This window comes from uncultured Tenacibaculum sp., assembly GCF_947495995.1.
GTDB lineage: Bacteria > Bacteroidota > Bacteroidia > Flavobacteriales > Flavobacteriaceae > Polaribacter.
The window spans coordinates 1-25522 of sequence record NZ_CANMAX010000010.1; the positions used below are offsets into that span (position 1 = coordinate 1).

General features: G+C 32.0%; 32 protein-coding genes, 1 pseudogene and 1 riboswitch. Of the genes and pseudogenes, 31 read left to right on the plus strand and 2 right to left on the minus strand.

Translation table 11 applies throughout. The features are described 5' to 3' along the window. Nucleotides 1–115: 115 nt before the first annotated feature. The 21 genes and pseudogenes from Q1A15_RS18310 to Q1A15_RS18410 form a co-directional block, all read left to right on the plus strand. Nucleotides 116–370, plus strand: a pseudogene (locus tag Q1A15_RS18310) (DUF4294 domain-containing protein); the annotation flags it as partial. 149 nt (nt 371–519) lie between these two features. Further along, entirely contained in the window at nt 520–1632 is a 1113-nt protein-coding gene (locus tag Q1A15_RS18315) for an acyltransferase (RefSeq protein ID WP_299627436.1), read from the plus strand. Between the two features lie 297 nt (nt 1633–1929). Further along, nucleotides 1930–2328, plus strand: a complete 399-nt coding sequence (gene rpsH, locus Q1A15_RS18320; protein ID WP_299627438.1) for a 30S ribosomal protein S8 — start codon at nt 1930–1932, stop codon at nt 2326–2328. 18 nt (nt 2329–2346) lie between these two features. Continuing rightward, complete coding sequence (rplF, locus tag Q1A15_RS18325) at nt 2347–2892, plus strand: 50S ribosomal protein L6 (RefSeq protein WP_299627440.1); 546 nt, start codon at nt 2347–2349, stop codon at nt 2890–2892. Between the two features lie 11 nt (nt 2893–2903). Further along, nucleotides 2904–3254, plus strand: coding sequence for a 50S ribosomal protein L18 (gene rplR / locus Q1A15_RS18330; protein WP_299627442.1), 351 nt, complete (start codon nt 2904–2906; stop codon nt 3252–3254). A gap of 8 nt (nt 3255–3262) precedes the next feature. Further along, nucleotides 3263–3787: a 30S ribosomal protein S5 gene (gene rpsE, locus Q1A15_RS18335; RefSeq protein WP_299627688.1), complete on the plus strand. Its 525-nt coding sequence runs from the start codon at nt 3263–3265 to the stop codon at nt 3785–3787. A gap of 11 nt (nt 3788–3798) precedes the next feature. Continuing rightward, the gene (gene rpmD, locus Q1A15_RS18340) at nt 3799–3981 is read left to right on the plus strand and encodes a 50S ribosomal protein L30 (protein WP_299627444.1); all 183 of its coding nucleotides are present in this window, start codon (nt 3799–3801) and stop codon (nt 3979–3981) included. A gap of 12 nt (nt 3982–3993) precedes the next feature. Then, complete coding sequence (gene rplO / locus Q1A15_RS18345; protein WP_299627446.1) at nt 3994–4443, plus strand: 50S ribosomal protein L15; 450 nt, start codon at nt 3994–3996, stop codon at nt 4441–4443. A 13-nt stretch (nt 4444–4456) separates the two neighbouring features. Next, nucleotides 4457–5779: a preprotein translocase subunit SecY gene (gene secY, locus Q1A15_RS18350; RefSeq protein ID WP_299627448.1), complete on the plus strand. Its 1323-nt coding sequence runs from the start codon at nt 4457–4459 to the stop codon at nt 5777–5779. Nucleotide 5780: 1 nt separating this feature from the next. Then, nucleotides 5781–5996, plus strand: coding sequence for a translation initiation factor IF-1 (gene infA, locus Q1A15_RS18355; RefSeq protein WP_068206835.1), 216 nt, complete (start codon nt 5781–5783; stop codon nt 5994–5996). 12 nt (nt 5997–6008) lie between these two features. Beyond that, nucleotides 6009–6125, plus strand: a complete 117-nt coding sequence (gene ykgO, locus Q1A15_RS18360; protein WP_010181906.1) for a type B 50S ribosomal protein L36 — start codon at nt 6009–6011, stop codon at nt 6123–6125. A 2-nt stretch (nt 6126–6127) separates the two neighbouring features. Next, on the plus strand, nt 6128–6493 hold the full coding sequence (gene rpsM / locus Q1A15_RS18365) for a 30S ribosomal protein S13 (RefSeq protein ID WP_299627450.1): 366 nt from the start codon (nt 6128–6130) through the stop codon (nt 6491–6493). Nucleotides 6494–6528: 35 nt separating this feature from the next. Next, nucleotides 6529–6915, plus strand: coding sequence for a 30S ribosomal protein S11 (gene rpsK / locus Q1A15_RS18370; RefSeq protein WP_095074006.1), 387 nt, complete (start codon nt 6529–6531; stop codon nt 6913–6915). A gap of 78 nt (nt 6916–6993) precedes the next feature. Next, on the plus strand, nt 6994–7599 hold the full coding sequence (gene rpsD, locus Q1A15_RS18375) for a 30S ribosomal protein S4 (protein ID WP_299627458.1): 606 nt from the start codon (nt 6994–6996) through the stop codon (nt 7597–7599). A 104-nt stretch (nt 7600–7703) separates the two neighbouring features. Beyond that, nucleotides 7704–8696: a DNA-directed RNA polymerase subunit alpha gene (locus Q1A15_RS18380; protein WP_299627460.1), complete on the plus strand. Its 993-nt coding sequence runs from the start codon at nt 7704–7706 to the stop codon at nt 8694–8696. A 71-nt stretch (nt 8697–8767) separates the two neighbouring features. Beyond that, on the plus strand, nt 8768–9271 hold the full coding sequence (gene rplQ / locus Q1A15_RS18385) for a 50S ribosomal protein L17 (protein ID WP_299627462.1): 504 nt from the start codon (nt 8768–8770) through the stop codon (nt 9269–9271). A gap of 84 nt (nt 9272–9355) precedes the next feature. Then, nucleotides 9356–10462 carry a glutamine-hydrolyzing carbamoyl-phosphate synthase small subunit gene (gene carA, locus Q1A15_RS18390; protein WP_299627464.1) on the plus strand — a complete coding sequence of 369 codons (1107 nt, stop codon included), beginning with the start codon at nt 9356–9358 and terminating at the stop codon, nt 10460–10462. 8 nt (nt 10463–10470) lie between these two features. Beyond that, a complete protein-coding gene (locus Q1A15_RS18395) occupies nt 10471–10884 on the plus strand; it encodes a DUF1330 domain-containing protein (protein WP_299627466.1) in 414 nt (137 codons plus the stop codon). 90 nt (nt 10885–10974) lie between these two features. Continuing rightward, nucleotides 10975–12261 carry a phosphopyruvate hydratase gene (gene eno, locus Q1A15_RS18400; protein ID WP_299627468.1) on the plus strand — a complete coding sequence of 429 codons (1287 nt, stop codon included), beginning with the start codon at nt 10975–10977 and terminating at the stop codon, nt 12259–12261. Between the two features lie 324 nt (nt 12262–12585). Next, nucleotides 12586–13872, plus strand: a complete 1287-nt coding sequence (locus tag Q1A15_RS18405; RefSeq protein ID WP_299627470.1) for a citrate synthase — start codon at nt 12586–12588, stop codon at nt 13870–13872. Between the two features lie 63 nt (nt 13873–13935). Then, entirely contained in the window at nt 13936–14850 is a 915-nt protein-coding gene (locus tag Q1A15_RS18410; RefSeq protein ID WP_299627472.1) for an arginine deiminase-related protein, read from the plus strand. Nucleotides 14851–14913: 63 nt separating this feature from the next. Here Q1A15_RS18410 and Q1A15_RS18415 read toward each other — a convergent pair whose 3' ends face one another. Continuing rightward, nucleotides 14914–15204, minus strand: a complete 291-nt coding sequence (locus Q1A15_RS18415; protein ID WP_299627474.1) for a hypothetical protein — start codon at nt 15202–15204, stop codon at nt 14914–14916. A 163-nt stretch (nt 15205–15367) separates the two neighbouring features. After that, nucleotides 15368–15462: riboswitch (TPP riboswitch) on the plus strand. 60 nt (nt 15463–15522) lie between these two features. Between Q1A15_RS18415 and thiS the strand changes: the two genes are divergently transcribed. The 10 genes from thiS to moeB all read left to right on the plus strand — a co-directional run bounded on the left by thiS (nt 15523) and on the right by moeB (nt 25069). After that, nucleotides 15523–15726, plus strand: coding sequence for a sulfur carrier protein ThiS (thiS, locus tag Q1A15_RS18420; RefSeq protein WP_299627476.1), 204 nt, complete (start codon nt 15523–15525; stop codon nt 15724–15726). Between the two features lie 28 nt (nt 15727–15754). Beyond that, nucleotides 15755–17614: a phosphomethylpyrimidine synthase ThiC gene (thiC, locus tag Q1A15_RS18425; RefSeq protein WP_299627478.1), complete on the plus strand. Its 1860-nt coding sequence runs from the start codon at nt 15755–15757 to the stop codon at nt 17612–17614. A gap of 64 nt (nt 17615–17678) precedes the next feature. After that, on the plus strand, nt 17679–18272 hold the full coding sequence (locus Q1A15_RS18430; protein ID WP_299627480.1) for a thiamine phosphate synthase: 594 nt from the start codon (nt 17679–17681) through the stop codon (nt 18270–18272). A 90-nt stretch (nt 18273–18362) separates the two neighbouring features. Continuing rightward, nucleotides 18363–19115 (plus strand): hydroxymethylpyrimidine/phosphomethylpyrimidine kinase, encoded by a 753-nt coding sequence (locus tag Q1A15_RS18435; protein WP_299627482.1) that lies wholly within the window; start codon nt 18363–18365, stop codon nt 19113–19115. A gap of 5 nt (nt 19116–19120) precedes the next feature. Continuing rightward, a complete protein-coding gene (gene thiE / locus Q1A15_RS18440) occupies nt 19121–19771 on the plus strand; it encodes a thiamine phosphate synthase (RefSeq protein ID WP_299627484.1) in 651 nt (216 codons plus the stop codon). 6 nt (nt 19772–19777) lie between these two features. Continuing rightward, complete coding sequence (locus Q1A15_RS18445) at nt 19778–20548, plus strand: thiazole synthase (protein ID WP_299627690.1); 771 nt, start codon at nt 19778–19780, stop codon at nt 20546–20548. Nucleotides 20549–20850: 302 nt separating this feature from the next. After that, nucleotides 20851–21960, plus strand: a complete 1110-nt coding sequence (gene thiH / locus Q1A15_RS18450) for a 2-iminoacetate synthase ThiH (protein ID WP_299627486.1) — start codon at nt 20851–20853, stop codon at nt 21958–21960. Nucleotides 21961–22027: 67 nt separating this feature from the next. Next, nucleotides 22028–23119, plus strand: a complete 1092-nt coding sequence (locus Q1A15_RS18455; protein WP_299627488.1) for a serine hydrolase — start codon at nt 22028–22030, stop codon at nt 23117–23119. 22 nt (nt 23120–23141) lie between these two features. After that, nucleotides 23142–24020, plus strand: coding sequence for an alpha/beta hydrolase (locus tag Q1A15_RS18460; RefSeq protein WP_299627490.1), 879 nt, complete (start codon nt 23142–23144; stop codon nt 24018–24020). After that, entirely contained in the window at nt 24017–25069 is a 1053-nt protein-coding gene (gene moeB / locus Q1A15_RS18465) for a molybdopterin-synthase adenylyltransferase MoeB (RefSeq protein ID WP_299627691.1), read from the plus strand. Before Q1A15_RS18460 ends, moeB begins: the two co-directional genes overlap by 4 nt. Nucleotides 25070–25148: 79 nt before the next feature. Here moeB and Q1A15_RS18470 read toward each other — a convergent pair whose 3' ends face one another. Then, the gene (locus Q1A15_RS18470) at nt 25149–25508 is read right to left on the minus strand and encodes a hypothetical protein (RefSeq protein WP_299627492.1); all 360 of its coding nucleotides are present in this window, start codon (nt 25506–25508) and stop codon (nt 25149–25151) included. Nucleotides 25509–25522: the final 14 nt, after the last annotated feature.

Genomic DNA, 25522 nt, shown 5'->3' on the forward strand with positions numbered 1-25522 from the left:
ACTGGTGGGAGAGTAGGTCGTCGCCTTTCTTTTAAACAAAATCCGATTAGTAATACTACTAATCGGATTTTTTTTTATCCCAAAATTAACTCCACAAAAAATAAAAGAATACTTAAAGAGAAAGAAGCGCAAATATGTTAAACGCGTTCAGAAGTATTTGGAGGAGGAGTTAACGGATCAGATAAAGAAGATGACACGTACCGAGGGTCGTTTACTGATAAAGCTGATTCATCGTCAAACAGGCAAGACCGTTTTTAATAATATTAGGGAGTTTAGGAGTGGCTGGAAAGCATTTTGGTATAATACTACTGCCAATGTTTTTAAACTATCTTTAAAAGATGAATATCATCCTGAATCTGTAAATGAAGAAACACTTCCTTAATAGTACATAGTCAAATTTCGTAATAATTATATTTGTTACTAATTACAAATCTAATGTTATTTGTCCCAAACCTTTATAAATCAAATTGTATCGTTTTCTAACTATTTAGTTTTGACTAGAATTTTAAAATATTTCAAATGTCAAAACAAAGACGATTCGATTTAGATTGGTTGAGAGTGATTTCAGTTTTTGCTGTTTTTCTTCACCATGTTTTAATGCCATTTAATGGTGATGATTTTCATATCATGAATAAAACTCATAGTAAAATATTGGATGATACTATGGTGTATTTTGAACAATTTAGACTTCCTCTTTTATTTTTTATTTCTGGTGTAGGTACTATTTTCGCCTTTTCAAAGCGAAGTTGTATTTTGTTTATTAAGGAAAGAATGCTTAGACTTTTGATCCCTTTAATTTTTGGAGTTTTATTGATAATTCCTCCACAAACTTTTTTTGAATCTTTAGATAGCTATAAATCATATTTAAATGCTTATCCTGATTTAGTGCTAAAATTCAATGTGAATCATTTATGGTTTATAGAGAACTTGTTTTTAATGTCAATTGTGTTTATACCTTTTATTTTATTTATAAGATCAAATGCAAGTATTAAACTAAAAAAATGGATAATAAATAATACTAAAAAATATGGGTTTATTTCTTGGGTTTTGGTATTACTTATTATCAGATTAGCCACAAAAGAATTTTTTCTAAGTGATTCAAAAATCTTTATCAATCCATCATCTACTCTATATTTTGGTTTCTTTTTTTTCAGTGGAATTGTAATAACAAGTACAGGAGATTTATGGAATTTGTTATTGAATAAAAGAAAACTCAATTTTAAACTGCTTATCTTTTTTACAATATTATTTTATTGTTATTATTTTATCCCAGGAAACATTATAAAACCTTACGTTTCCTTAGATAACAGATGGAGATTGTGGTATGCTATTTCTTCTCTAGTATCATGGTCAGCTATAATTACAATATTAGGTTATAGCCAAGTCTTTTTAAATAAAAAAAGTGAATTACTTAGTAAATTAAATGAAGCAGTTTACCCTTTTTATATTTTACATCAAACAATTATTATTGTTTTAGGTTATTATATCATTAGATTAGAGGCAAATATCTTTTCAAAAATAATTATCCTATTTACTTCGTCATTAATATTGATCACATTATCCTACATACTTTTAATATATCCTTTTAAATGGATAAGATTTTTGTTTGGAATGAAAAATAAAAAGATTTAATTCTAAAAATATTTTATGTTTAATAACATGTTTTTTATGATTAAAAAATTCATCAAAAAACACCAATAAATTAATAGTCAAACTGATAATTAATAAAAGCCTTTTTTTTTCGAAAACTTTATGTATATTTGCACACTGTTTTCAGAGGGTAAATTGCGCTTTGTTGTGAACAATAGCAAGCAAAAGTTTGTCTAAGAAAGCAAGATAAATAAGTATTAACTGGTTTCAGGTTTAGTAGTTACGAATTTCGTAGGGACAACAGAAGCTGCTAAAAACCAAAACCGAAATTAATTTAGTATGTATACAGATCCAATCGCGGATTTTTTAACTCGAGTGAGAAATGCAATCGCTGCAGGACACAGAGTAGTTGAAGTTCCAGCTTCAAAATTGAAGAAGGAGATGACTAAGATTCTTTTTGATCAAGGGTACATTTTAAGTTATCAATTTAAAGATGATTCTGTTCAAGGATCTATCAAGATAGCTTTAAAATACGACCGTGTAACAAAAGAGCCAGTTATCAGAAAAATTCAAAGAGTATCTACACCAGGTTTACGTAAGTATGTAGGTGCTAAAGAAATGCCAAGAGTATTAAATGGTCTTGGAATTGCAATTATTTCAACTTCTAAAGGTGTGATGACTAACAAGAAAGCACGTCAAGAGAATGTTGGAGGAGAGGTATTATGTTACGTTTACTAATATTAAACATTTTGTAAGATGAGTAGAATAGGTAAAAGCCCAATCACATTACCACAAGGTGTTGAAGTTAAAGTAAACGATAACGTGGTTACAGTAAAAGGTAAGTTAGGAGAATTAACTCAAAAGTTAACTTCTGATATTACTTTAAAGATTGAAGATGGTACTTTAACATTAGAGAGACCATCAGATAGTAAGGAACACAAAGCTGCACACGGTTTATACCGAGCTTTAATCAATAACATGGTTGAAGGTGTTAGCAAAGGTTACACTAAAGAGTTAGAATTAGTTGGAGTAGGTTATAGAGCATCTAATCAAGGTCAAAAATTAGATTTAGCTTTAGGATTTTCTCATAACATTGTTTTAGAGTTAGCGCCAGAGGTAAAGGTTGAGACAGTATCTGAAAAAGGTAAAAACCCAATCGTTAAATTAACTTCTCACGATAAGCAATTAGTTGGACAGGTTGCAGCAAAGATTCGTTCTTTCCGTAAGCCAGAGCCATATAAAGGTAAAGGAGTTAAGTTTGTAGGTGAAGTGATTAGAAGAAAAGCAGGTAAATCTGCATAATAATTAGCGTTATGGCATTATCAAAACTTGAAAGAAGACAACGTATAAAGTATAGAATTAGAAAAGTTGTTTCTGGAACAGCTGAAAAACCAAGATTATCAGTTTTCAGAAGTAATAAAGAAATCTATGCTCAAATAATAAATGATGTAGACGGTGTTACAATAGCATCTGCTTCATCTAGAGATAAAGAAATTGCATCTGGTTCTAAAGCAGAAGCTGCTGCATCAGTAGGGAAAGCAATAGCTGAAAAAGCTGTTAAAGCTGGATTAGAAACTGTTGCATTCGATAGAAACGGTTACTTATACCACGGTAGAGTAAAAGTGTTAGCAGACGCTGCAAGAGAAGCTGGTTTAAAATTTTAAGAAATTATATTATGTTAGGATATAAAAACGTAGAAAGAGTAAAACCAAGCGGATTAGAGCTTGTTGACAGATTAGTAGGAGTTCAACGTGTTACTAAAGTTACTAAAGGAGGTAGAGCATTCGGTTTTTCTGCTATCGTAGTAGTAGGTGATGGTAAAGGAGTTGTTGGACATGGATTAGGTAAATCTAAAGATGTTTCTTCTGCAATTGCTAAAGCAGTAGAAGATGCAAAGAAAAATTTAGTTCGTATTCCTCTTTTAAACGGAACATTACCACACGAGCAAAAAGGTAAATTCGGTGGAGCAAAAGTGTTTATTAAACCAGCTTCAAATGGTACCGGAGTTATCGCAGGTGGTGCAGTACGTGCCGTATTAGAATCAGTAGGAGTACATGATGTATTATCGAAGTCTCAAGGATCATCTAACCCTCACAATGTTGTAAAAGCAACTTTTGACGCATTATTACAATTACGTAGTGCAGAAACAGTAGCTAGACAAAGAGGTATTTCTTTAGAGAAAGTATTTAACGGATAAAAATTAAGACGATGAGTAAGATTAGAGTTACACAAGTAAAGAGTCAAATAGGTCGCCTTAAGAATCAAAAGAGAACGTTAGAGGCCTTAGGATTACGTAAAATGAACCAAACTGTAGAGCATGATGCGTCACCTACAATTTTGGGTATGGTAAATAAAGTTCAACACTTAGTTTCTGTAGAAGAAATTAAATAAGAAGATAATAAAATGAGTTTACATAACTTAAAACCAGCAGCTGGATCAACTAAAAGCGGGAAGAGAATTGCTCGTGGAGAAGGATCTGGACATGGTGGTACCTCTACAAGAGGACATAAAGGAGCTAAATCTCGTTCAGGATACTCTAGAAAGATCGGATTTGAAGGAGGGCAAATGCCACTTCAAAGACGTGTGCCTAAGTTTGGTTTCACTAACATTAATCGTAAAGAATATGTTGGTGTAAACTTAGACAAACTTCAAGAGTTAGTAGAAAACGGAAGAATTACTGATACAGTAAATATGGAAATTTTAGTTCAAAATAGATTAGCACGTAAAAATGATCTTGTAAAGATTTTAGGACGTGGTGAATTAAAAGCTAAATTAAATATTACTGTACACAAATTTACAGCAACAGCAAAAGCAGCAATCGAAGCAGCTGGAGGTGAGGCAGTAACTTTATAACCCCTGTAAAACAATGAACTTTATAAACACTTTAAGAGACATTTTCAAGATAGAAGAGTTAAAAGATAAATTAATTTTAACTATTGTTTTAATCGCTGTATATCGATTTATGTCTGCAGTTCCATTACCTGGAGTAGATCCATTACAATTATCAGCGTTAAAAAATAATGCTTCAGGAGGACTTATAGGTTTATTAGATATGTTTACAGGAGGGGCATTTGCTAGAGCGTCAGTAATGGCACTTGGTATTATGCCTTATATTTCTGCATCGATTGTAGTTCAGTTAATGGGAATTGCTGTTCCTTATTTACAGAAATTACAAAAAGATGGAGAGAGTGGACGTAAGAAAATTACACAAATTACACGTTGGTTAACTATATTAATTACATTAGTACAAGGGCCTACGTACATTACTTTTATTAAAACTCAGATGGGATTACCTGAATCAGCTTTCTTAATTGGAGGAGCAACTTTCTGGTTATCTTCAATGATATTACTTACTGCAGGAACAATTTTTGCAATGTGGTTAGGAGAAAGAATTACTGACAAAGGTGTTGGTAACGGTATTTCTCTTTTAATTACGGTAGGTATTATCGCTAACTTCCCAGCTGCTTTTGTGCAAGAGTTTATTGCCAAAACTACAAACGCTGGAGGTGGTGGTATAATGATGATTTTAATTGAAGTATTAGTGTGGTTTGTTGTAATATTATTAACAGTATTACTTGTAACAGCTGTTCGTAAGATCGCTGTACAATACGCAAGAAGAACTGCTATCGCAAACATTAAAGATGTTGAAGGAGCAAGACAGTATATACCATTAAAGTTAAATGCTGCTGGTGTAATGCCAATCATCTTTGCTCAAGCAATCATGTTCTTACCAATCACTTTAAGTCAAAAATATACAGCATTATCTAGTTTAGGAGATGTTAGTGGATTTTGGTATAATTTGATTTTTGCATTATTGATTATAGTATTTAGTTATTTCTACACAGCGATAACTATTCCTACAAATAAAATGGCTGAAGATTTAAAGAGAAGCAACGGTTTTGTTCCTGGATATAAGCCAGGTGAAGAAACTGCTAATCATTTAGATTCAGTTTTATCTAAGATTACTTTCCCAGGTTCTTTATTCTTAGCAGGTTTATCTATTTTACCAGCAATAGCAATGAAGTTTGGAATTACTCAAAACTGGGCGCTATTTTATGGAGGTACTTCATTAATAATTATGGTAGGTGTTGCAATAGACACAATTCAACAAATTAATTCATATTTATTAAACAGTCGTTACGATGGTTTAATGAAAACAGGTAATACTAATAGAAAATCATTAAAGTAATATGGCTAAACAACCAGCAATTCAGCAAGACGGAACTATTACAGAAGCATTATCTAATGCAATGTTTCGTGTAGAATTAGAAAATGGACATATTGTTACGGCACACATTTCAGGTAAAATGCGTATGCACTATATCAAACTTTTACCAGGAGATAAGGTAAAGTTAGAAATGAGTCCTTATGATTTGACTAAGGCAAGAATTACTTACAGATATTAAAAAAACACACTGATGAAAGTAAGAGCATCATTAAAGAAAAGAAGTGCCGACTGTAAAATTGTACGCAGAAAAGGCAGGTTATATGTAATTAACAAAAAGAATCCTAGATTTAAACAAAGACAAGGTTAGTTATGGCAAGAATCGCAGGTATTGATATTCCAAAGAATAAGAGAGGTGTAATCGCTTTAACATACATCTTTGGTATAGGAAGAAGCAGAGCTAAAGATATTTTAGCAGATGCTAACATAGACGAAAACATAAAAGTTCTAGATTGGAACGATGATCAAATTGCAGCTATTCGTGAGCAAGTTGGAAAGTACACTATTGAGGGTGAATTACGTTCAGAAGTTCAATTAAACATTAAACGTTTAATGGACATCGGTTGTCAAAGAGGAATCCGTCACAGACTTGGATTACCTTTAAGAGGACAAAGAACTAAAAACAACTCTCGTACTAGAAAAGGTAAGAGAAAAACTGTAGCAAACAAGAAAAAATAATCGTTAGGTTATTTTTACTAAACTAGTAAAGAATCATGGCAAAATCTAAAGTAACTAAAAAACGTAAAGTAGTAATTGAGTCTACAGGTGAGGCTCATATCACTGCATCGTTCAATAACATTATCATCTCTTTGACTAATAAAAAAGGAGATGTAATTTCATGGTCTTCTGCAGGGAAAATGGGATTTAGAGGGTCTAAGAAAAATACACCTTACGCTGCTCAGTTAGCAGCTGAAAACTGTGCTGAAGTTGCTAAAGAAGCAGGTTTACGCAAAGTAAAAGTGTATGTTAAAGGACCAGGTAACGGTAGAGAATCTGCTATCAGATCTATCCATAACTCAGGAATCGAGGTTACAGAAATCATTGATGTAACTCCAATTCCACACAATGGATGTCGCCCACCTAAAAGAAGAAGAGTATAATTATATTTTAACAAAGTAGGAAATTTGATTGTCGAAGGAGTACGCCTTAATTCACAATCCCTGCTTAAATTTTAAGAAATGGCAAGATATACAGGACCAAAAACTAAAATCGCTCGTAAATTCGGTGAAGCGATCTTCGGAGATGATAAGAACTTCGAAAAAAGAAACTATCCTCCAGGGCAACACGGTAATGCTAAACGTAGAGGAAAGAAATCAGAATATGCTGTACAGTTAATGGAAAAGCAAAAAGCTAAGTATACTTACGGTATATTAGAGCGTCAATTCCGTAACTTATTCAAGAAGGCTCAGGCTTCTGGTGGTATTACTGGTGAGGTTTTATTACAATTATGTGAATCTCGTTTAGACAATACTGTTTTCCGTTTAGGAATAGCTACTTCTCGTAGAGCTGCTCGTCAGTTAGTTTCTCACCGTCACATTACTGTTAACGGAGATATCGTTAACATTCCTTCATACAGATTAAAAGCTGGAGATGTTATCGCAGTAAGAGAAAAGTCTAAATCTTTAGACGCTATCGAAAATGCATTAGCTTCAAATAGCGCTGTATACGAGTGGTTAACTTGGAACGCAGAACAAAAATCTGGAACTTTTGTTAAGGCTCCAGAAAGATTACAGATTCCTGAAAACATTAAGGAGCAGTTAATCGTAGAATTATATTCTAAATAATAAATTAATTATAACCATATTGGTGTCCAGCCAAAGGGTCCGTTTGTTCTTCTTCAAACTTACGGACCGCGCAACTGGATAACAATTAAAACGAAGAAAAATAAATGGCGATTTTAAATTTTCAAAAGCCCGATAAAGTAATCATGATCGAATCTACTGATTTTAAAGGTAGATTTGAATTCAGACCATTAGAACCAGGTTTTGGTTTAACTGTAGGTAATGCTTTAAGAAGAGTATTATTATCATCTTTAGAAGGATTTGCAATTACATCTTTAAGAGTAGATGGAGTAGAGCACGAGTTTTCAACTATTACTGGTGTTGTAGAAGATGTAACTGAAATGATCTTAAACTTAAAACAAGTTCGTTTCAAAAAGCAAATCGAAGAATCAGATAGAGAAACAGTTACTATTGCAATTTCAGGTCAAGAGCAGTTAACTGCTGGTGATTTACAGAAATTTATTTCTGGTTTCCAAGTGTTAAATCCAGATTTAGTTATCTGTAACATGGATAAATCTGTAAAGATTAATGCTGAGATTACTATAGAAAAAGGTAGAGGATTTGTACCAGCTGAAGAAAACAAAAAATCAGGAGCTCCATTAGGAACAATTTTTACAGACTCAATCTTTACACCAATTAAAAATGTAAAGTATGCAGTTGAAAATTTCCGTGTAGAGCAAAAAACTGATTACGAAAAATTAGTTTTCGATATTGATACTGATGGATCTATCAATCCAAAAGATGCTTTAACAGAGGCTGCTAAGATTTTAATCCACCACTTCATGTTATTCTCTGATGAAAGAATAACTTTAGAGGCAGATGAAATCGCACAAACTGAATCTTATGATGAGGAGTCACTTCACATGCGTCAGTTATTAAAGACGAAATTAGTTGATATGGATTTATCTGTTCGTGCTTTAAACTGTTTAAAAGCTGCAGAAGTAGATACATTAGGAGATTTAGTATCATTCAATAAGAGTGATTTAATGAAGTTCAGAAACTTTGGTAAAAAATCATTAACTGAATTAGAAGAGTTAGTGAACAATAAAGGCTTAAGCTTCGGAATGGATTTATCAAAGTATAAATTAGATAGAGATTAAATTAATCAAGGTTAGCATATTTTGCTCCTCTAAAGTGAGTTGAGCAAGATGTTAGTCTAAAACTAAAGGTCATGAGACACGGAAAAAAAGTTAACCACTTAGGTAGAAAAACTGCGCATAGAAAAGCTATGTTAGCTAATATGGCTTGTTCATTAATCGAGCACAAGCGTATTAACACTACTGAAGCAAAGGCAAAAGCATTACGTAAGTATATCGAGCCTTTAATCACTAAAGCTAAAGCAGATAATAATGGTACAGCTGAAAAGAATATGCACAATCGTCGTGTAGTATTCAGTTACTTAAGAAATAAGTATGCTGTTACAGAATTATTTAAAGAAATAGCTGTAAAAGTAGGTGATAGACCAGGTGGTTACGTAAGAATCATCAAATTAGGAAATCGTCAAGGGGATAACGCTCCTATGGCAATGGTAGAATTAGTTGATTACAACGAATTATACAATCCTAATAGTAAGAAAGCTAAGAAGACAACTCGTCGTAGTCGTCGTGGTGGTGGAGCTAAACAAGCTGAGGCGGCACCAGTAGCTGATGTTGAATCTTCACAAGAAGAAGAATAAGATGCTTAGCATTTAATTATAATAAAGGATAAACGTAATTGTTTATCCTTTTTTTTTAAACTATTTTTGACAAACTTTTTTAACATGAAATACACAACTAGAAAGAAAGCTCTTGTTTTATTAGCAGATGGAACAATTTTTTACGGTAAATCTATCGGTATAGAAGGTACAGTTACTGGAGAAATATGTTTTAATACTGGAATGACAGGTTATCAAGAGATTTTTACTGATCCTTCTTACTATGGCCAATTAATGGTTGCTACCAATGCTCATATAGGTAACTATGGAGTTAATGACGAAGAAGTAGAATCTGAAGGAATCAAAATTTCTGGGTTAATTTGTAGAAACTTTAGTTTTGAACATTCTAGAGTAGATTCTGATGGTAACTTAAAAGATTGGTTTGAAAAACATAATCTTGTTGCAATTTCAGATGTTGATACAAGAGCGTTAGTATCTTACATTAGAGAAAATGGAGCAATGAATGCTATTATTTCTACTGATACAGAAAATATCGATAAACTTAAAGAGCAATTAGCTAGTGTACCTAACATGGAAGGTTTAGAATTGGCTTCTAAAGTATCAACCAAAGAACCATATTATGTTGGAGATGAGAATGCATCTATTAAGATTGCAGCATTAGATATCGGTATCAAAAAAAATATATTAAGAAATTTAGCAAAGAGAGATACTTATATTAAAGTTTTCCCTTACAATGCTAAGTTTTCAGATTTACAAGAGTGGAATCCTGATGGATATTTCATTTCAAACGGACCTGGTGATCCTGAGCCATTAGTAGATGCTCAAAATTTAGCAAAAGAAGTTATAGAAAAGAATTTACCATTATTTGGTATATGTTTAGGACATCAAGTAATTGCTTTAGCTAATGGAATTTCTACCTATAAAATGCATAACGGACATAGAGGTATTAATCACCCTGTAAAGAATTTAATTACAAGTAAAGGAGAAATTACTTCACAGAATCACGGTTTTGCGATTAACAGAGAGGAGACAGAAGCACATGCAGATGTAGAAATTACTCACGTACATTTAAATGATAATACAGTAGCTGGTATTAAAATGAAGAGTAAAAATGTATTTTCTGTTCAATATCACCCAGAAGCTAGTCCTGGACCACACGATTCAGAATACTTATTTGACCAATTCATAGAGAATATTAAAAAAGTTAAATAGTTGTTTCTATGAAAAGGTATATAGATGTAACTCAAGAATCAGGAAGAGAATTCTATTTAAAATACCAAGGTAAAGGAAAAATAGTAATGCTCAACTTGTTAAAGTTTAAAGAAGTTGCAGATTATACAAATTTAGAAATAATAAAACCTAAGCAAGAAATTTCAGGTAAAGAGGCGTATGAATTATATATGATTCATACGCTTCCTTGTATCAAAAAATACGGAAGTAAAGTTTTATTCAAAGGTAGTAGCAAGAATTTTGTAATTGGTCCTGTAGATGAGACATGGGATTATGTACTGCTAGTAGAACATGAATCAGTAGAGAAGTTTATGAGTTTTGCTCAAGATAAAACCTATTTAGCCACAGCTGGTCATAGAAAAGCAGCACTACTAGATTCACGATTATTACCAATATCAGAATAAAACGATTTCGTAGAAATTAAGTAAAAATCAACCTTAAATACTGTAGCATTTGTAAATTAGCTACAGCCAAAATAACTAAAATATAAAAAGATGAGTATTATTATCAACATCCACGCACGTCAAATTTTTGATTCTAGAGGTAATCCTACAGTTGAAGTAGATGTAACTACTGAAAATGGAGTTTTAGGAAGAGCAGCAGTACCTTCAGGAGCTTCTACAGGAGAGCATGAAGCTGTTGAGTTACGTGATGGAGGAGATGATTATATGGGGAAAGGAGTTGCTAAAGCTGTAGAAAATGTAAACTCAATAATAGCTCAAGAATTATTAGGAGTATCAGTTTTCGAACAAAACTTAATCGACAAAATGATGATTGATTTAGATGGTACGCCAAATAAATCAAAATTAGGAGCAAATGCAATTTTAGGTGTTTCATTAGCTGTTGCAAAAGCAGCTGCTAACGAATTAGGAATGCCTTTATATAGATATGTTGGAGGAGTAAGTGCTAATACTTTACCTGTTCCAATGATGAACATTATTAATGGAGGATCACATTCAGATGCACCAATAGCTTTTCAAGAATTCATGGTAATGCCTGTTAAAGCTGAGAGCTTTTCACATGCAATGAAAATGGGATCTGAAATTTTCCATAACCTTAAAAAAGTGTTACACGATAGAAATTTATCTACAGCAGTAGGTGATGAAGGTGGTTTCGCTCCAACTTTAGATGGAACTGAAGATGCTTTAGATACAATTGCATTAGCTGTAAAAAATGCTGGATACAAATTAGGTGATGAAATTATGATCGCTTTAGATTGTGCTGCAGCAGAATTTTATGTTGATGGTAAATACGATTACACAAAATTCGAAGGAGATAAAGGAAAAGTTCGTACAAGTAAAGAACAAGCTGATTATTTAGCTGAATTATCAGAAAAATATCCAATTATCTCTATTGAAGATGGAATGGATGAAAACGACTGGGACGGTTGGAAATATTTAACTGAAAAAGTAGGAGATAAAGTACAATTAGTTGGAGACGATTTATTTGTAACTAACGTAGAGCGTTTATCTAGAGGAATTGAGAATGGTATTGCAAACTCAATTTTAATTAAGGTAAACCAAATTGGTACTTTAACAGAAACTATTGCAGCTGTTAATATGGCACATAACGCAGGATATACTTCTGTAATGAGTCACCGTTCAGGAGAAACTGAAGATAATACTATTGCAGATTTAGCAGTAGCATTAAATACAGGGCAAATTAAAACAGGTTCTGCTTCAAGATCTGATAGAATGGCTAAGTACAACCAATTATTAAGAATCGAAGAAGAATTAAGTGATGTGGCATATTACCCACAAACAAAAGCATTTAAAATCTAATAAATTCTTTTCAAAAAATATTGAAGGTCTTGGTTTTACCAAGGCCTTTTTTGTTACCTTAAATTAAAGTATTATTAAATTTTAAAATTGGTTAACCAATTTGATAGTTTTGATAATATTTAAACTTACTTTTACGATAATTTTAACGTAATGTTTTTTAAAAACATTAGACTAAAAAAACAATGAGATCCATTTTTTAGTAAAAAATAAATAAACTAAAGTTATTATTCAGATATCTAAAATCTATAGTTGAAGATTTTTTATATACTTTAAAAAATGGTATCTTCGTGCATCATTTCAATTATTAATAAATCAAATATAAAAATGTCAGAAATAGCGAAGTTACAAGTTGGCGAAAACACTTATGAATTTCCGATTATAAAAGGAACGGAAGATGAAGTTGCAATAGATATTAAAACATTAAGAGGAGCTACAGGTGGAGTAATTACTATAGATCCAGGTTTTAAGAATACAGGTTCTTGTCAAAGTGCTATTACATTTTTAAATGGAGAAGAAGGTGTATTACGTTATAGAGGTTATTCTATTGAAGAATTAGCTGAAAAAGCTGATTTCTTAGAAGTAGCTTACTTATTAATTTTTGGAGAATTACCAACACAAGAGCAGTTAGATAAATTCTACAACGATATTTTAGATAACGCAATTGTAGATGACGATATCAAGAAGATTATTGATGCATTTCCAAAGAATGCACACCCAATGGGATTATTATCTTCTTTAACTTCTGCTTTAACAGCATTCAATCCTTCTTCTGTGAATGTAGATTCTGAAGAAGAAATGTATAACGCTATAGTTAAGATTATGGGTAAATTCCCAGTATTAGTATCTTGGTCTATGCGTAAAATCAAAGGTTTACCGTTAAACTACGGTTCTCGTAAATTAGGTTATGTTGAAAATATCATGAAAATGATGTTTGAAAAGCCAAACGAGGAGTATGAAATAAACCCAATCGTAAAAGATGCTTTAGATAAATTATTAATCTTACATGCAGATCATGAGCAAAACTGTTCTACTTCTACTGTAAGAGTAGTAGGTTCTTCACATGCAGGTTTATTTGCATCTATCTCGGCAGGAATTTCTGCACTTTGGGGACCTTTACATGGTGGAGCTAACCAAGCAGTTTTAGAAATGTTAGAAGGAATCAAAGCAGATGGTGGAGATACTAAGAAATACATGGCTAAAGCTAAGGATAAAGAAGATCCATTCCGTTTAATGGGATTCGGACACAGAGTATACAAAAACTTCGATCCAAGAGCTAAAATCATCAAAGTTGCTGCTGATGAAGTATTAGATGATTTAGGAGTTGAAGATCCAGTATTAGATATTGCTAAAGGTTTAGAGAAAGAAGCTTTAAGTGATGACTATTTCGTAAAAAGAAAATTATATCCAAATGTAGATTTCTATTCAGGTATTATTTACAGAGCTATGGATATTCCAGTAGAAATGTTCACAGTTATGTTTGCTTTAGGACGTTTACCAGGATGGATTGCTCAATGGAGAGAAATGCGTTTACGTAAAGAGCCAATTGGTCGTCCTCGTCAAGTTTACACTGGTGAGAACTATCGCCCTTTCGTAAAAATCAATAAAAGATAAAAACAATTAAAATGATATAATGTCATTCTGAAGTTGAACTCAGAATGACATTTTTTTTGCTATATGTTACAACTAAATGTAAAAAACGAAATTTCTAGATTAAGAGCAGTAGTTTTAGGAACTGCAGAAAGCAATGGTCCAACTCCAAAAGCTGAAGATTGTTACGATCCTAAAAGTAAACAAAATGTTTTAGCAGGAACATATCCAATAGAAAAAGATATGATTCAGGAAATGGAAGCTGTTGCTGCAGTATTTAAAAAATATGATGTTCAAGTATTTCGTCCTGAAGTTATAAAAGATTACAATCAAATTTTTTCTAGAGATATTGCTTTTGTTATTGATAATAAATTAGTGAAAGCTAATATTCTTCCTGATAGAGGAAGAGAATACGAAGCAATACAACATGTAGTTGCTCAAGTAGATCCAGAAAATGTAATTGAATTACCAGAAGAATGTCATGTTGAAGGTGGGGATGTAATGCCGTGGAATGATTATATTTTTATAGGAACCTATTCAGGTGCAGACTATTCTGAGTATATTACAGCTAGAACAAATACAGATGCTGTAATTGCTTTACAGGAGTTATTTCCTGATAAAATTGTTAAAGCATTTGAATTAAGAAAATCAAATACAGATCCAAAAGAAAATGCATTGCATTTAGATTGTTGTTTTCAACCTATAGGAAAAGACAAAGCAATTCTACATAAAAACGGGTTCTTAGTAGAAAAAGAATACGAATGGTTAGTAGATTTTTTTGGTAAAGAAAATGTGTTTGAAATTTCTAAAGAAGAAATGTATAATATGAATAGTAATATTTTTTCTATTTCTGAAGATGTAATTATATCTGAGAAAAACTTTACTAGATTAAATACATGGTTACGAGAAAAAGGATTTACCGTAGAAGAGGTGCCTTATGCTGAAATTGCAAAGCAAGAAGGTTTATTACGATGTTCTACTTTACCTTTAATAAGAGACTAAAGAATAATAAATAGTTATAGAATTAAAAAGCCAATTAGAAACTTCTAATTGGCTTTTTTACAATTATATTCTTGTAATAGATATAATATGAGGCTTACCTTGTCCTGGTAATGGTTGGTGAATCTCAACAATTGCTTCCCATACAACCTCAGATGGTGGCACAGAAGCATTACACTTAAAACGATAATTCGTTCCTGAAACAACTTGAGTAGAAACTGATTCTGGTGTGTAATGAACACCTACAAATCCGTTTAAAGCTTCATCGAAAATAGCTCTGTCTTCAGCAGTTACAGGTCCATAAGGAGTCCATCCTCCTACTAATGTTTTTTCGTCAGTTACAGTTTGATTTGACATGATATTTATGATTTAAGGTTTAAGTTGTTGTAAATTTCAGAAAAGAGTTAGATGAAAAGCGTAATAATACCTTTAGAGTATAAAATCAAGACATAAGTGTATGAATAATTGGTAAGAAGTTTTTTTAATTATTAAGTTGAAGAATAAAGCCTTATATTTGTAGTATAAACTTTAGGAGTAGCTAGGTTACTAGTTTGAGAAATATCCTTAGAACCTGATTTGGTTAATACCAGCGGAGGGAAAAGTTATTTTAACTTTAGTATACACTTATATATGTGTATATCTTCTATTTCTAGAGTTTGCTTTAATTAGTTTTATATGATAACTGTAAAAGTAAACGACACAAGCAAAATATTTTCAAAAGAAACTACTATAGATCGAATGATTGAAACGTTACAAATTCAATCTAACGGAATTGCTATAGCTATAAACAACTCGATTATAAAAAAGTCTGATTGGGAAAGTCATACATTGTCTGAAAATGATAATGTATTAATCATAAGATCTACTCAAGGCGGATAAACTAATAATAAAACAAACACCTTTCACAATGAAGAAAAAAGATACGGCTCCAAAACAAGATGGAATTACAAGGAAACCTTTTCCAAATTCTACAAAGATTTATGTAAAAGGTAAATTACATCCTCAAATTAACGTAGCAATGCGTGAGATTTCATTGAATGATACTGTAGATTCAATGACAAAAGCTCGTACTCCAAATGAACCGTTAACTGTTTATGATACTTCAGGACCATATACCGATCCAGAAAAAGAAATCAATATTCATAATGGTTTAGAGCGTATTCGTGAGCAATGGATTTTAGATAGAAGAAATGTAGAGCAGTTAGATAAGTTCAGTTCAGAATATTGTAACGAACGTTTAAATGATAAAAGCTTAGATCATTTACGATTTAATCATTTAAATAAGCCGTATAGAGCTAAGGAAGGAAAAAATGTAACACAGTTACATTACGCAAAACAAGGAATGATTACTCCAGAAATGGAGTATGTGGCAATTCGTGAAAATCAGCGTATAGATGAAATGACACGTTTAGCGAAACAACATCCAGGTCAAGATTTCGGTGCTAGTATTCCAGAAAAAATTACTCCAGAATTTGTAAGAGAAGAAATTGCTAGAGGTAGAGCAGTAATTCCTTCAAATATAAATCACCCAGAAGCAGAACCTATGATTTTAGGTCGTAACTTCTTAGTGAAAATTAATGCAAATATTGGTAACTCAGCAACAACATCTTCAATCGAAGAAGAAGTAGAAAAAGCAGTTTGGGCTTGTCGTTGGGGAGCAGATAATATCATGGACTTATCTACAGGGAAAAACATTCATGAAACACGTGAGTGGATTATCCGTAACTCACCAGTACCAATTGGAACGGTGCCAATTTACCAAGCATTAGAAAAAGTAAATGGTGTTGCAGAAGATTTAACTTGGGAAATTTTTAGAGATACATTAATTGAACAAGCTGAACAAGGAGTAGATTATTTTACAATCCACGCCGGAGTTCGTTTGGCTTATGTTCCAATGACAGCAAAGCGTATTACTGGAATTGTTTCTCGTGGAGGTTCAATTATGGCAAAATGGTGTTTAGCGCATCATAAAGAAAGTTTCTTGTACACACATTTCGAAGAGATTTGTGAAATTATGAAAGCTTACGATGTGGCATTCTCTTTAGGAGATGGTTTACGTCCGGGGTGTATTGCAGACGCAAATGATGAAGCACAGTTTGCAGAATTAGAAACTTTAGGTGAATTAACTAAAATCGCTTGGAAACACGAAGTACAGTGTTTCATTGAAGGTCCAGGTCACGTGCCAATGCATATGATTAAAGCCAATATGGATAAGCAATTAGAGGCTTGTGGTGAAGCTCCTTTTTATACATTAGGACCATTAACTACTGATATCGCTCCAGGTTACGATCATATTACTTCAGGAATTGGAGCAGCAATGATTGGTTGGTACGGAACAGCAATGTTATGTTATGTAACACCAAAAGAACACTTAGGTTTACCGAACAAAGATGATGTAAGAACTGGTGTAGTAACATATAAATTAGCAGCACATGCAGCGGATTTAGCGAAAGGACATCCAGGAGCACAACATAGAGATGACGCGTTAAGTAAAGCTCGTTTTGAATTCCGTTGGGAAGATCAGTTTAACTTAAGTTTAGATCCAGAATTAGCTAGAGAATATCACGACGAAACATTACCTGCTGAAGGAGCTAAAATTGCACACTTCTGTTCTATGTGCGGACCGAAATTCTGTTCAATGAAGATTTCTCAAGAAGTTAGAGATTATGCAGCTCAAAAAGATTTAGAAGCTGAAAATGCAATTGCAGAAGGAATGAAAGAAAAATCTGAAGAGTTCAAGCAAAAAGGTTCTGAAGTATATTTATAAAACAATAAACATTTATCAGTGATCAAAAATTGGTCACTGATAATTTTACCACTAATAACTGAAAATGCTAATAGTACTTACTTCAGAAAAAGAGTTAGAAAATGAAGCAATACTTTTAAATCAACTGTTTGATAATGGTTTAGAAATATTGCATTTAAGAAAGCCTTCTTTTGATATTGAAGGATATAGAAGTTTATTAAAAGAAATAAATACAGAGCATTATCAAAAAATTATGATACATCAGTTTCATGATTTATGTGCTGAGTTTGTATTGAAAGGAATTCATATTCAAGAACAACCTAGATTAGATTTAGGAGAAAAATTAGAAGGTTATGTTTCCTTATACATGTCTGAAGGTTTTAAGGTAAGTAGTTCTTTTCATGAACCAGAGGTTTTAGATGCTTGCGAAATCAATTTTGATTATCACTTATTGAGCCCAGTTTTTTCTTCAATATCTAAACAAGGATACGAAGGAAGAGGTTTTGATGTAAACCATATCGAAAAAACAATCATAGGAATGGGTGGAGTAAACGCAAATACAATTCCTAAAGTATTAGAATTAGGTTATAAAGGTATTGGTGTGCTTGGTGGTGTTTGGAATACGGAAGATCCTATAAAAAGTTTTGAAGATATAAAAGATCAATATAAAAGAAATTAAATAATGTCATTACGAGTGAAACGAAGTAATCTTTTCATCGAACAATAGATTACTTCTCTCATACTTCGATCGTAATGACTGAAATAATAAATGAAACAACGACCATACATATTAACAATTGCAGGTTTTGATCCATCAAACGGAGCAGGCTTAACCGCAGATGTGAAAACATTTGAGCAATTAAAATGTTACGGATTATCAGTTTGTACTGCTAATACAATTCAAAATGATAAAGAGTTTCTGAAATGTGATTGGATTGATATTGAAACGATCTTGGAACAAATTCAAGTTTTGTTTGATCGTTTTTCGATTGCCACTGTTAAAATCGGAATTGTTGAAGATTGGCAAAAATTATCTAAAATTATAGATACGGTTTTACAATTAAATTCAGAAGCAAAAATTGTTTTAGATCCGGTTTTAAAATCATCTACAGGTTTTGTGTTTCAAAATGATTTCAGTGAAAGTGATTTCGATAAAATTTTAGAGAAGGTCTATTTAATTACTCCAAATTATCAAGAGATTCAAAATCTATATCAAGATAAAACGATTGAAAAAACGATACATCATATTCAGTCGAAAACTCATGTATTTTTAAAAGGAGGACATCATCCTGAGAAGATAGGAGTAGATTATTTATACACAAACGAAGGGAAAACACACCCTTTCAATCCTAAAAAAGGAATTAAAATATTTGAAAAGCATGGAAGCGGTTGTGTGTTATCTTCTGCAATTGCAAGTTACATTGCTTTAAAATATCCGTTAGTAAAATCATGTTTTAAAGGAAAACGTTACATCGAAAAAGTATTGAGTTCTAACAAAACATTATTAGGATATCACAACTAAAACAAATGATAAGTAAATTACAATATATATCACAAGGAGAAACTCCTGTAGCACATTTACAAAATATTCAAAGTGCTTGTACAGCTGGAGCAGAATGGGTACAACTTCGTTTGAAAAATGAAACAGAAGCGGTTATTCTAGAAACTGCTAAAAAAGCAAGAGAAATTACGAGTCATTTTCAAACGAGATTAATCATAAACGATCATTATAAAGTTGCAGAAGAAGTAAAAGCAGATGGAGTTCATTTAGGAAAGACAGATGCTTGTCCGGCTGAAGTGAGAAAATACTTAGGAAACTTATTCATTATAGGAGGAACTGCAAATACTTTAGAAGATTGTAAAACTTTACTAGAAAAGAAAGTAGATTACATAGGTTTAGGACCTTTTAGATATACAACTACAAAGAAAAATTTAAGTCCGACTTTAGGTTTGGCAGGTTATCAAGTACTTTTAGAAGAGTTGAATACAGAAACTCCTGTGATTGCCATTGGAGGAATTGTTTTAGAAGATGTATCGGCATTATTAGAAACAAATATTCATGGTATAGCAGTATCAGGAGAAATAACTAAAGATTTTAATTCCATTTCAAAATTTCATCAAATTTTAAAAGCAGGAAGTTCACAAGAGCAAGTTTTTAAATTAGATACAAACAACTAACTAATTATTATGAGTTCATTACAAATAGCAGATAAAACATTTACATCACGTTTGTTTACAGGAACAGGAAAATTTAGTTCTTCAGAATTAATGCGCGATGCTTTATTAGAAAGTGAAAGTGAATTAGTAACAGTAGCGCTTAAAAGAGTTGATGTACAAAATGAGGAAGATGATGTTTTAACACATTTAAATCATCAACGAATTAATTTATTACCAAATACTTCTGGAGTAAGAAATGCTAAAGAAGCAGTTTTTGCGGCTGAATTATCTAGAGAAGCTTTAGAAACAAACTGGGTAAAATTAGAAATACATCCAGATCCAAAATATTTATTACCAGATCCTATAGAAACATTAAAAGCAACTGAGGAATTAGTGAAAAAAGGATTTATAGTAATGCCGTATATACATGCCGATCCTGTTTTATGTAAGCGATTAGAAGAGGTAGGAACACAATGTGTAATGCCATTAGGAGCGCCAATTGGAAGTAATAAAGGATTAAAAACGTTAGAGTTTTTAGAGATTATTGTAGAACAATCTAATGTGCCTGTAGTTGTAGATGCAGGAATAGGTTCACCTTCTCATGCAGCTCATGCTATGGAAGTTGGAGCAGATGCAGTTTTAGTAAATACTGCAATAGCAGTTTCTCAAAATCCGGTAGCAATGGCAAAAGCTTTTAAGATGGCTGTTGAAGCTGGTAGAATAGCTTACGAGGCAAAATTAGCGCCAGTGAAAAAGCATGCAGAAGCAAGTAGCCCATTAACTTCGTTTTTGAGTTAATGTTTGTCGTCATTACGAGGAAGAATGACGAAGTAATCTTTCAATTAAAAGTTTTAGATTGCTTCATTTCATTCGCAATGACGAATTTAAATAAGTATAAATGTCATATTTAGATCAAACTATAAAATCCACCGAAAGAAACGTAAAAAATGAAAAGCTGTTTGAGCAAATCGAGTTCTTCTCATTTAGTTTCGAGGATGAGATTTTATGAGGGAAGAGCTAATACGACTAGATTTTTTGTTTCTTTTTTGATCAATAGAAAAAGAAAATGTAAGATTAAAGAATTCATTAAGAATAAAATAATGAACACTTTCGAAAACATATTCGATAATTACGACTGGGATTCAGTAATGAAAGACATTCTTTCTAAATCATCTCTTGATGTAGAAAGAGCTTTGGCTTCAGATAAAAGAGATTTAGAAGATTTTAAAGCTTTAATCTCACCAGCTGCAAAACCCTATATTGAGCAAATGGCTCAGTTGAGTAATCAGTTAACCAAAAAACGCTTCGGAAATACAATTCAAATGTATGCTCCGATGTATCTAAGTAACGAATGTCAAAATATTTGTACCTATTGCGGATTCAGTCTAACAAATAAAATTCCAAGGCGAACATTAACAGATGCTGAAATTTTAAAAGAAGTAGAGTTTTTAAAAAATAAAGGTTACGATCATATTTTATTAGTTACAGGAGAAGCGAATCGTACTGTTGGTGTAGATTATATTAATAATGCAATTCAATTAATAAAGCCACATTTTTCGAATATTACTATCGAAGTGCAACCTTTAGATCAAGATGAATATGAGTTATTGATAGCAAATGGATTATATGCAGTTTTAGTTTATCAAGAAACCTATCATAGAGAAGAGTATAAAAAACATCATCCGAAAGGGAAGAAGTCTAATTTCTCTTACCGACTAGATACACCTGATCGTTTGGGAAAAGCAGGAGTCCATAAAATCGGACTAGGAGCTTTATTCGGGTTAGAAGATTGGAGAGCAGACAGTTTCTTTACTGCTTTGCATTTAAAATATTTGCAAAAGACATACTGGAAAACAAAATATTCCATTTCTTTTCCAAGATTACGACCACATTCTGGAGGCTTAGAACCTAAAGTAGAAATGACAGATGCTGATTTGGTACAGTTAATTTGTGCGTATCGTTTATTTGATGAAGATGTAGAATTATCTATTTCTACTCGTGAAAATGAAATCTTTAGAAATCATATTGTACAATTAGGAATCACTTCTATGAGTGCGGAATCGAAAACAAATCCTGGAGGATATGCTGTTGAACCTCAGTCTTTAGAGCAGTTTGAGATTTCAGATGAACGTAGTACAGAAGAGATAACTACGATGTTAAAAGATCAAGGTTTGGAAGTAGTTTGGAAAGATTGGGAACATTTTAGTTAAAAGTTACAATATTATTAATGATAAATTGTTTCTAAATTAGCTAACTATTCTTAAATCCCCATAAGTAATGAGAAAACTAATAACAATAGCATCTATATTCTTCATTATATTTCTGTTAGGTTGTAATGATGCTAAAATAACGTTTGGTAATGTGAACTACTTTCCATTAAACGATGGCAGTGAATGGGAAACTGTTACTCCAGAAAGTTTAGGATGGAATACTGCTGAGGTACCAGATTTATATTCTTTTTTAGAAGATTCTGATACGAGAGCATTTATAGTATTAAAAGAAGGAAAAATAGTTTTTGAACAATATTGGGGAACCAACTTTGATAATGGAGGAGCGTTTACACAAGAATCTAGATGGTTTTGGGCTTCTGCAGGAAAAACACTAACAGCAAGTTTGGTAGGAATAGCAGAAAGTAAAGGTTTGTTAACTGTTTCCGATAAAACTTCTGATCATTTAGGTATAGGATGGACTAGCTTACCTCCGGAAAAAGAGAATCTAGTAACCATTAAAAATAACCTTACAATGACAACCGGTTTTAGAACCGACGTTAATTTGAATTGTTATACGCCTAATTGTTTTAGATATAGAGTTGATGAAGGTAGACAATGGTTTTATCATACAGGAACAGCTACAGTTTTAAAAAATGTAATTGAAAATGTTTCAGGACTTTCTTACAATGCTTTTACTGATCAAAGATTAGAATCGGTAATTGGAATGAATGGTGAATGGATAGAAGAAGATAGTAAAAATATATATTGGAGTACAGGAAGAGATGCAGCTCGTTTTGGTTTATTATTATCTGCTAAAGGAGTTTGGAGAGGAAATAATGTAATTAGCGGAAGCTATGTAAATAGAATGACAACTACTTCTCAAAATATAAATGAGTCTTATGGTTACTTAACTTGGTTAAACGGGAAATCTTCTATTGTGTATCCAGGTTTACAAACGATTACATTGAGTCCACTTTCTACAAATGCACCAGAAGATACTTATGCCGCTCTTGGAAATGACGGACAAATAATTGCAGTTGTACCAAGTGAAAATATAGTTGTTGTAAGATTTGGAGACGGACCAAGTCAAGGTCAGATTTCAGTAAATTATTTTAATGATTTATGGGAAAAGATAAATGCTGTAACGAATACCAATTAACAAGAATAAAAACAATTCATAAATGCTAAGAAGTCTTACTTTTTTAATTATACGATTGATGGGAATTAAAAAGATATTTTCAAAGAATCCTATTGATTATAAAAAGTTAAGAAAGTCAGATCAAAAGTTACCACCGAATAATTTCTTTAAAAAGTTTATTGTTGAAGAAGCGCAAATAAATGAAACTATAATCCATAAGGTTAAGAATAAAGAAATCAAAACTTCTGGATTGGTTATTTTTATTCACGGAGGCGCATTTATTTCAGGTCCAGCAGAACATCATTGGAAAGCCACTCAAAAAATTGTTCAACAAACTGCTAAAGAACTTTGGTTAATAGATTATCCAAAAGCACCAGAAACTACGATTCATCAGATTTGTAAAAATATTGATGCTGTTTACAAACAAGCTTTACAAAACTTTAAGTCACAAGAAATTACTTTAATAGGAGATTCTGTAGGAGGAAATTTAATAATGACCTTAATACAAAGACTCCTTAAAAATAAAGGTGAACTACCTAACAAGTTAATTTTAATTACTCCTGTATTTGATGCAAGTATGTCAAATCCAGAAATAGAAAATATAGCAGCTAAAGATCCAATGTTAAATATACAAGGTATTCTTTCAGCAAAAGAAATGTGTGCTAATGGTTTAGATTTAAAAGATCAAATCATTTCTCCTTTATATGGAAGTTTCAGAAACTTTCCGAAAACAGAACTGTATATTGGAGCATACGATATTATGTATCCAGATGCTAAACTCGGAGTAGAGAAAATGAGAAAAGAAGAGGTAGATGTAAAATTGATAGATGGAACTAAAATGCCACATATTTATCCTTTACTGCCTGTATTACCAGAAGCCAAAAAAGCGCTACAAGAAATCATAGAAAGTATAAAAGAATAATGCTAACTAGAGAAGAACAAAAACAATATAATCGTCATCTTATTTTAGAAGAGATAGGAGAAGAGGGACAAATAAAATTAAAACAAGCTAAAGTTTTAGTCATTGGAGCAGGAGGTTTAGGATGTCCTGTTTTACAGTATTTAACTGCAGCAGGAATAGGAACAATTGGTGTTATTGACGATGATGTTGTAGATCAAACCAATTTACAGCGTCAGATTTTATATACCATTGATGATGTTGGAAAATCAAAAGCTGAAACTGCAGCAAATCGATTATCAAAATTGAATCCTTTTATTAATTTTCAGATATATAAAGAGCAGTTAACAAAGCATAATGCGATTGAATTATTCAAACAATATGATATTATAGTAGATGGAAGTGATAATTTTCAAACTCGATACTTATCTAACGATGCTGCTATAATTACTAATAAACCTTTAGTTTATGGTTCTATCTTTAAATTTGAAGGTCAAGTAAGTGTTTTTAACTACAAAGGAAGTGCAACATATAGATGTTTGTATCCAACACCTCCAAATCCTAAAGACGTTCCCAATTGTTCTGAAATTGGTGTTTTAGGAGTTCTACCAGGAATTATAGGAAGTTTACAAGCAAACGAAGTTCTTAAAATCATAATTGGTTTAGGTGATGTGCTTTCAGATAAATTATTAGTATTAGATGTGTTGACTATGCGTCAATTAGTACTAAATTATAGTAAAACTGAAAGATCTGAAGTCACTGTTTTAGATGAGAATTATGAAGCATTTTGTGGAGTTACTATTATTGAAGATGAAATAACGTTAGTAGATTTAAACGAAAATAAAACAAAATACAACTTGTTAGATGTTCGTGAAAATTGGGAGCGTGAACAACATCATATTGGAGGACAACATATTCCTTTAGGTGAATTACCACATCGTTTTTCTGAGATAGATACATCTAAACCAGTCGTTGTGTATTGTAAATCAGGAATGCGAAGTGCTAGAGCTATTGACTTTTTACAAGAGCAAGAATTACAAGGAAACTTTATCAATTTAAAGAATGGACTTTAAACAAAAGATAATATTTTTAATATATGATATTATAAATCCTTTGTTTACTACAAAGGATTTTTTGTTGTGAAAAAATAAGTTAACAATTAGTTTGTGCATCTACTTGTATTCTAAAACAACGTTCGTAACCTAAGAATTTAGGATCACCCAATTCTTCAGACCAAAATCCGTCCAAAATATCTTTATTTAAACATCTATAAACTACTACACCTTTGTATACATATTCATCATCATCTAAATATTGAAAATTAATTACAAGTATATTGTCATTAAAAAATCCATATCCAGTTTGTTTTTGTTCTTTCCCTATTAGCCAATTAGCGATAATTCTATTATTACTATCTAAAATAATTGAAAGTGTTCCTTTGTATTCGTTTTCACCTTCATTTTGATTAGAACCTATAACTGAAAACTCGCCGACTAAATCTTCTACAACCATAAACAAATTATATA

Bases quoted from the DNA above. Each gene is read 5' to 3' on its own strand.
- Q1A15_RS18315 (WP_299627436.1), top strand. From the start codon at position 520: ATGTCAAAACAAAGACGATTCGATTTAGATTGGTTGAGAGTGATTTCA.
- rpsH (WP_299627438.1), top strand. From the start codon at position 1,930: ATGTATACAGATCCAATCGCGGATTTTTTAACTCGAGTGAGAAATGCA.
- rplF (WP_299627440.1), top strand. From the start codon at position 2,347: ATGAGTAGAATAGGTAAAAGCCCAATCACATTACCACAAGGTGTTGAA.
- rplR (WP_299627442.1), top strand. From the start codon at position 2,904: ATGGCATTATCAAAACTTGAAAGAAGACAACGTATAAAGTATAGAATT.
- rpmD (WP_299627444.1), top strand. From the start codon at position 3,799: ATGAGTAAGATTAGAGTTACACAAGTAAAGAGTCAAATAGGTCGCCTT.
- rplO (WP_299627446.1), top strand. From the start codon at position 3,994: ATGAGTTTACATAACTTAAAACCAGCAGCTGGATCAACTAAAAGCGGG.
- secY (WP_299627448.1), top strand. From the start codon at position 4,457: ATGAACTTTATAAACACTTTAAGAGACATTTTCAAGATAGAAGAGTTA.
- infA (WP_068206835.1), top strand. From the start codon at position 5,781: ATGGCTAAACAACCAGCAATTCAGCAAGACGGAACTATTACAGAAGCA.
- ykgO (WP_010181906.1), top strand. From the start codon at position 6,009: ATGAAAGTAAGAGCATCATTAAAGAAAAGAAGTGCCGACTGTAAAATT.
- rpsM (WP_299627450.1), top strand. From the start codon at position 6,128: ATGGCAAGAATCGCAGGTATTGATATTCCAAAGAATAAGAGAGGTGTA.
- rpsK (WP_095074006.1), top strand. From the start codon at position 6,529: ATGGCAAAATCTAAAGTAACTAAAAAACGTAAAGTAGTAATTGAGTCT.
- rpsD (WP_299627458.1), top strand. From the start codon at position 6,994: ATGGCAAGATATACAGGACCAAAAACTAAAATCGCTCGTAAATTCGGT.
- Q1A15_RS18380 (WP_299627460.1), top strand. From the start codon at position 7,704: ATGGCGATTTTAAATTTTCAAAAGCCCGATAAAGTAATCATGATCGAA.
- rplQ (WP_299627462.1), top strand. From the start codon at position 8,768: ATGAGACACGGAAAAAAAGTTAACCACTTAGGTAGAAAAACTGCGCAT.
- carA (WP_299627464.1), top strand. From the start codon at position 9,356: ATGAAATACACAACTAGAAAGAAAGCTCTTGTTTTATTAGCAGATGGA.
- Q1A15_RS18395 (WP_299627466.1), top strand. From the start codon at position 10,471: ATGAAAAGGTATATAGATGTAACTCAAGAATCAGGAAGAGAATTCTAT.
- eno (WP_299627468.1), top strand. From the start codon at position 10,975: ATGAGTATTATTATCAACATCCACGCACGTCAAATTTTTGATTCTAGA.
- Q1A15_RS18405 (WP_299627470.1), top strand. From the start codon at position 12,586: ATGTCAGAAATAGCGAAGTTACAAGTTGGCGAAAACACTTATGAATTT.
- Q1A15_RS18410 (WP_299627472.1), top strand. From the start codon at position 13,936: ATGTTACAACTAAATGTAAAAAACGAAATTTCTAGATTAAGAGCAGTA.
- Q1A15_RS18415 (WP_299627474.1), bottom strand. From the start codon at position 15,204: ATGTCAAATCAAACTGTAACTGACGAAAAAACATTAGTAGGAGGATGG.
- thiS (WP_299627476.1), top strand. From the start codon at position 15,523: ATGATAACTGTAAAAGTAAACGACACAAGCAAAATATTTTCAAAAGAA.
- thiC (WP_299627478.1), top strand. From the start codon at position 15,755: ATGAAGAAAAAAGATACGGCTCCAAAACAAGATGGAATTACAAGGAAA.
- Q1A15_RS18430 (WP_299627480.1), top strand. From the start codon at position 17,679: ATGCTAATAGTACTTACTTCAGAAAAAGAGTTAGAAAATGAAGCAATA.
- Q1A15_RS18435 (WP_299627482.1), top strand. From the start codon at position 18,363: ATGAAACAACGACCATACATATTAACAATTGCAGGTTTTGATCCATCA.
- thiE (WP_299627484.1), top strand. From the start codon at position 19,121: ATGATAAGTAAATTACAATATATATCACAAGGAGAAACTCCTGTAGCA.
- thiH (WP_299627486.1), top strand. From the start codon at position 20,851: ATGAACACTTTCGAAAACATATTCGATAATTACGACTGGGATTCAGTA.
- Q1A15_RS18455 (WP_299627488.1), top strand. From the start codon at position 22,028: ATGAGAAAACTAATAACAATAGCATCTATATTCTTCATTATATTTCTG.
- Q1A15_RS18460 (WP_299627490.1), top strand. From the start codon at position 23,142: ATGCTAAGAAGTCTTACTTTTTTAATTATACGATTGATGGGAATTAAA.
- Q1A15_RS18470 (WP_299627492.1), bottom strand. From the start codon at position 25,508: ATGGTTGTAGAAGATTTAGTCGGCGAGTTTTCAGTTATAGGTTCTAAT.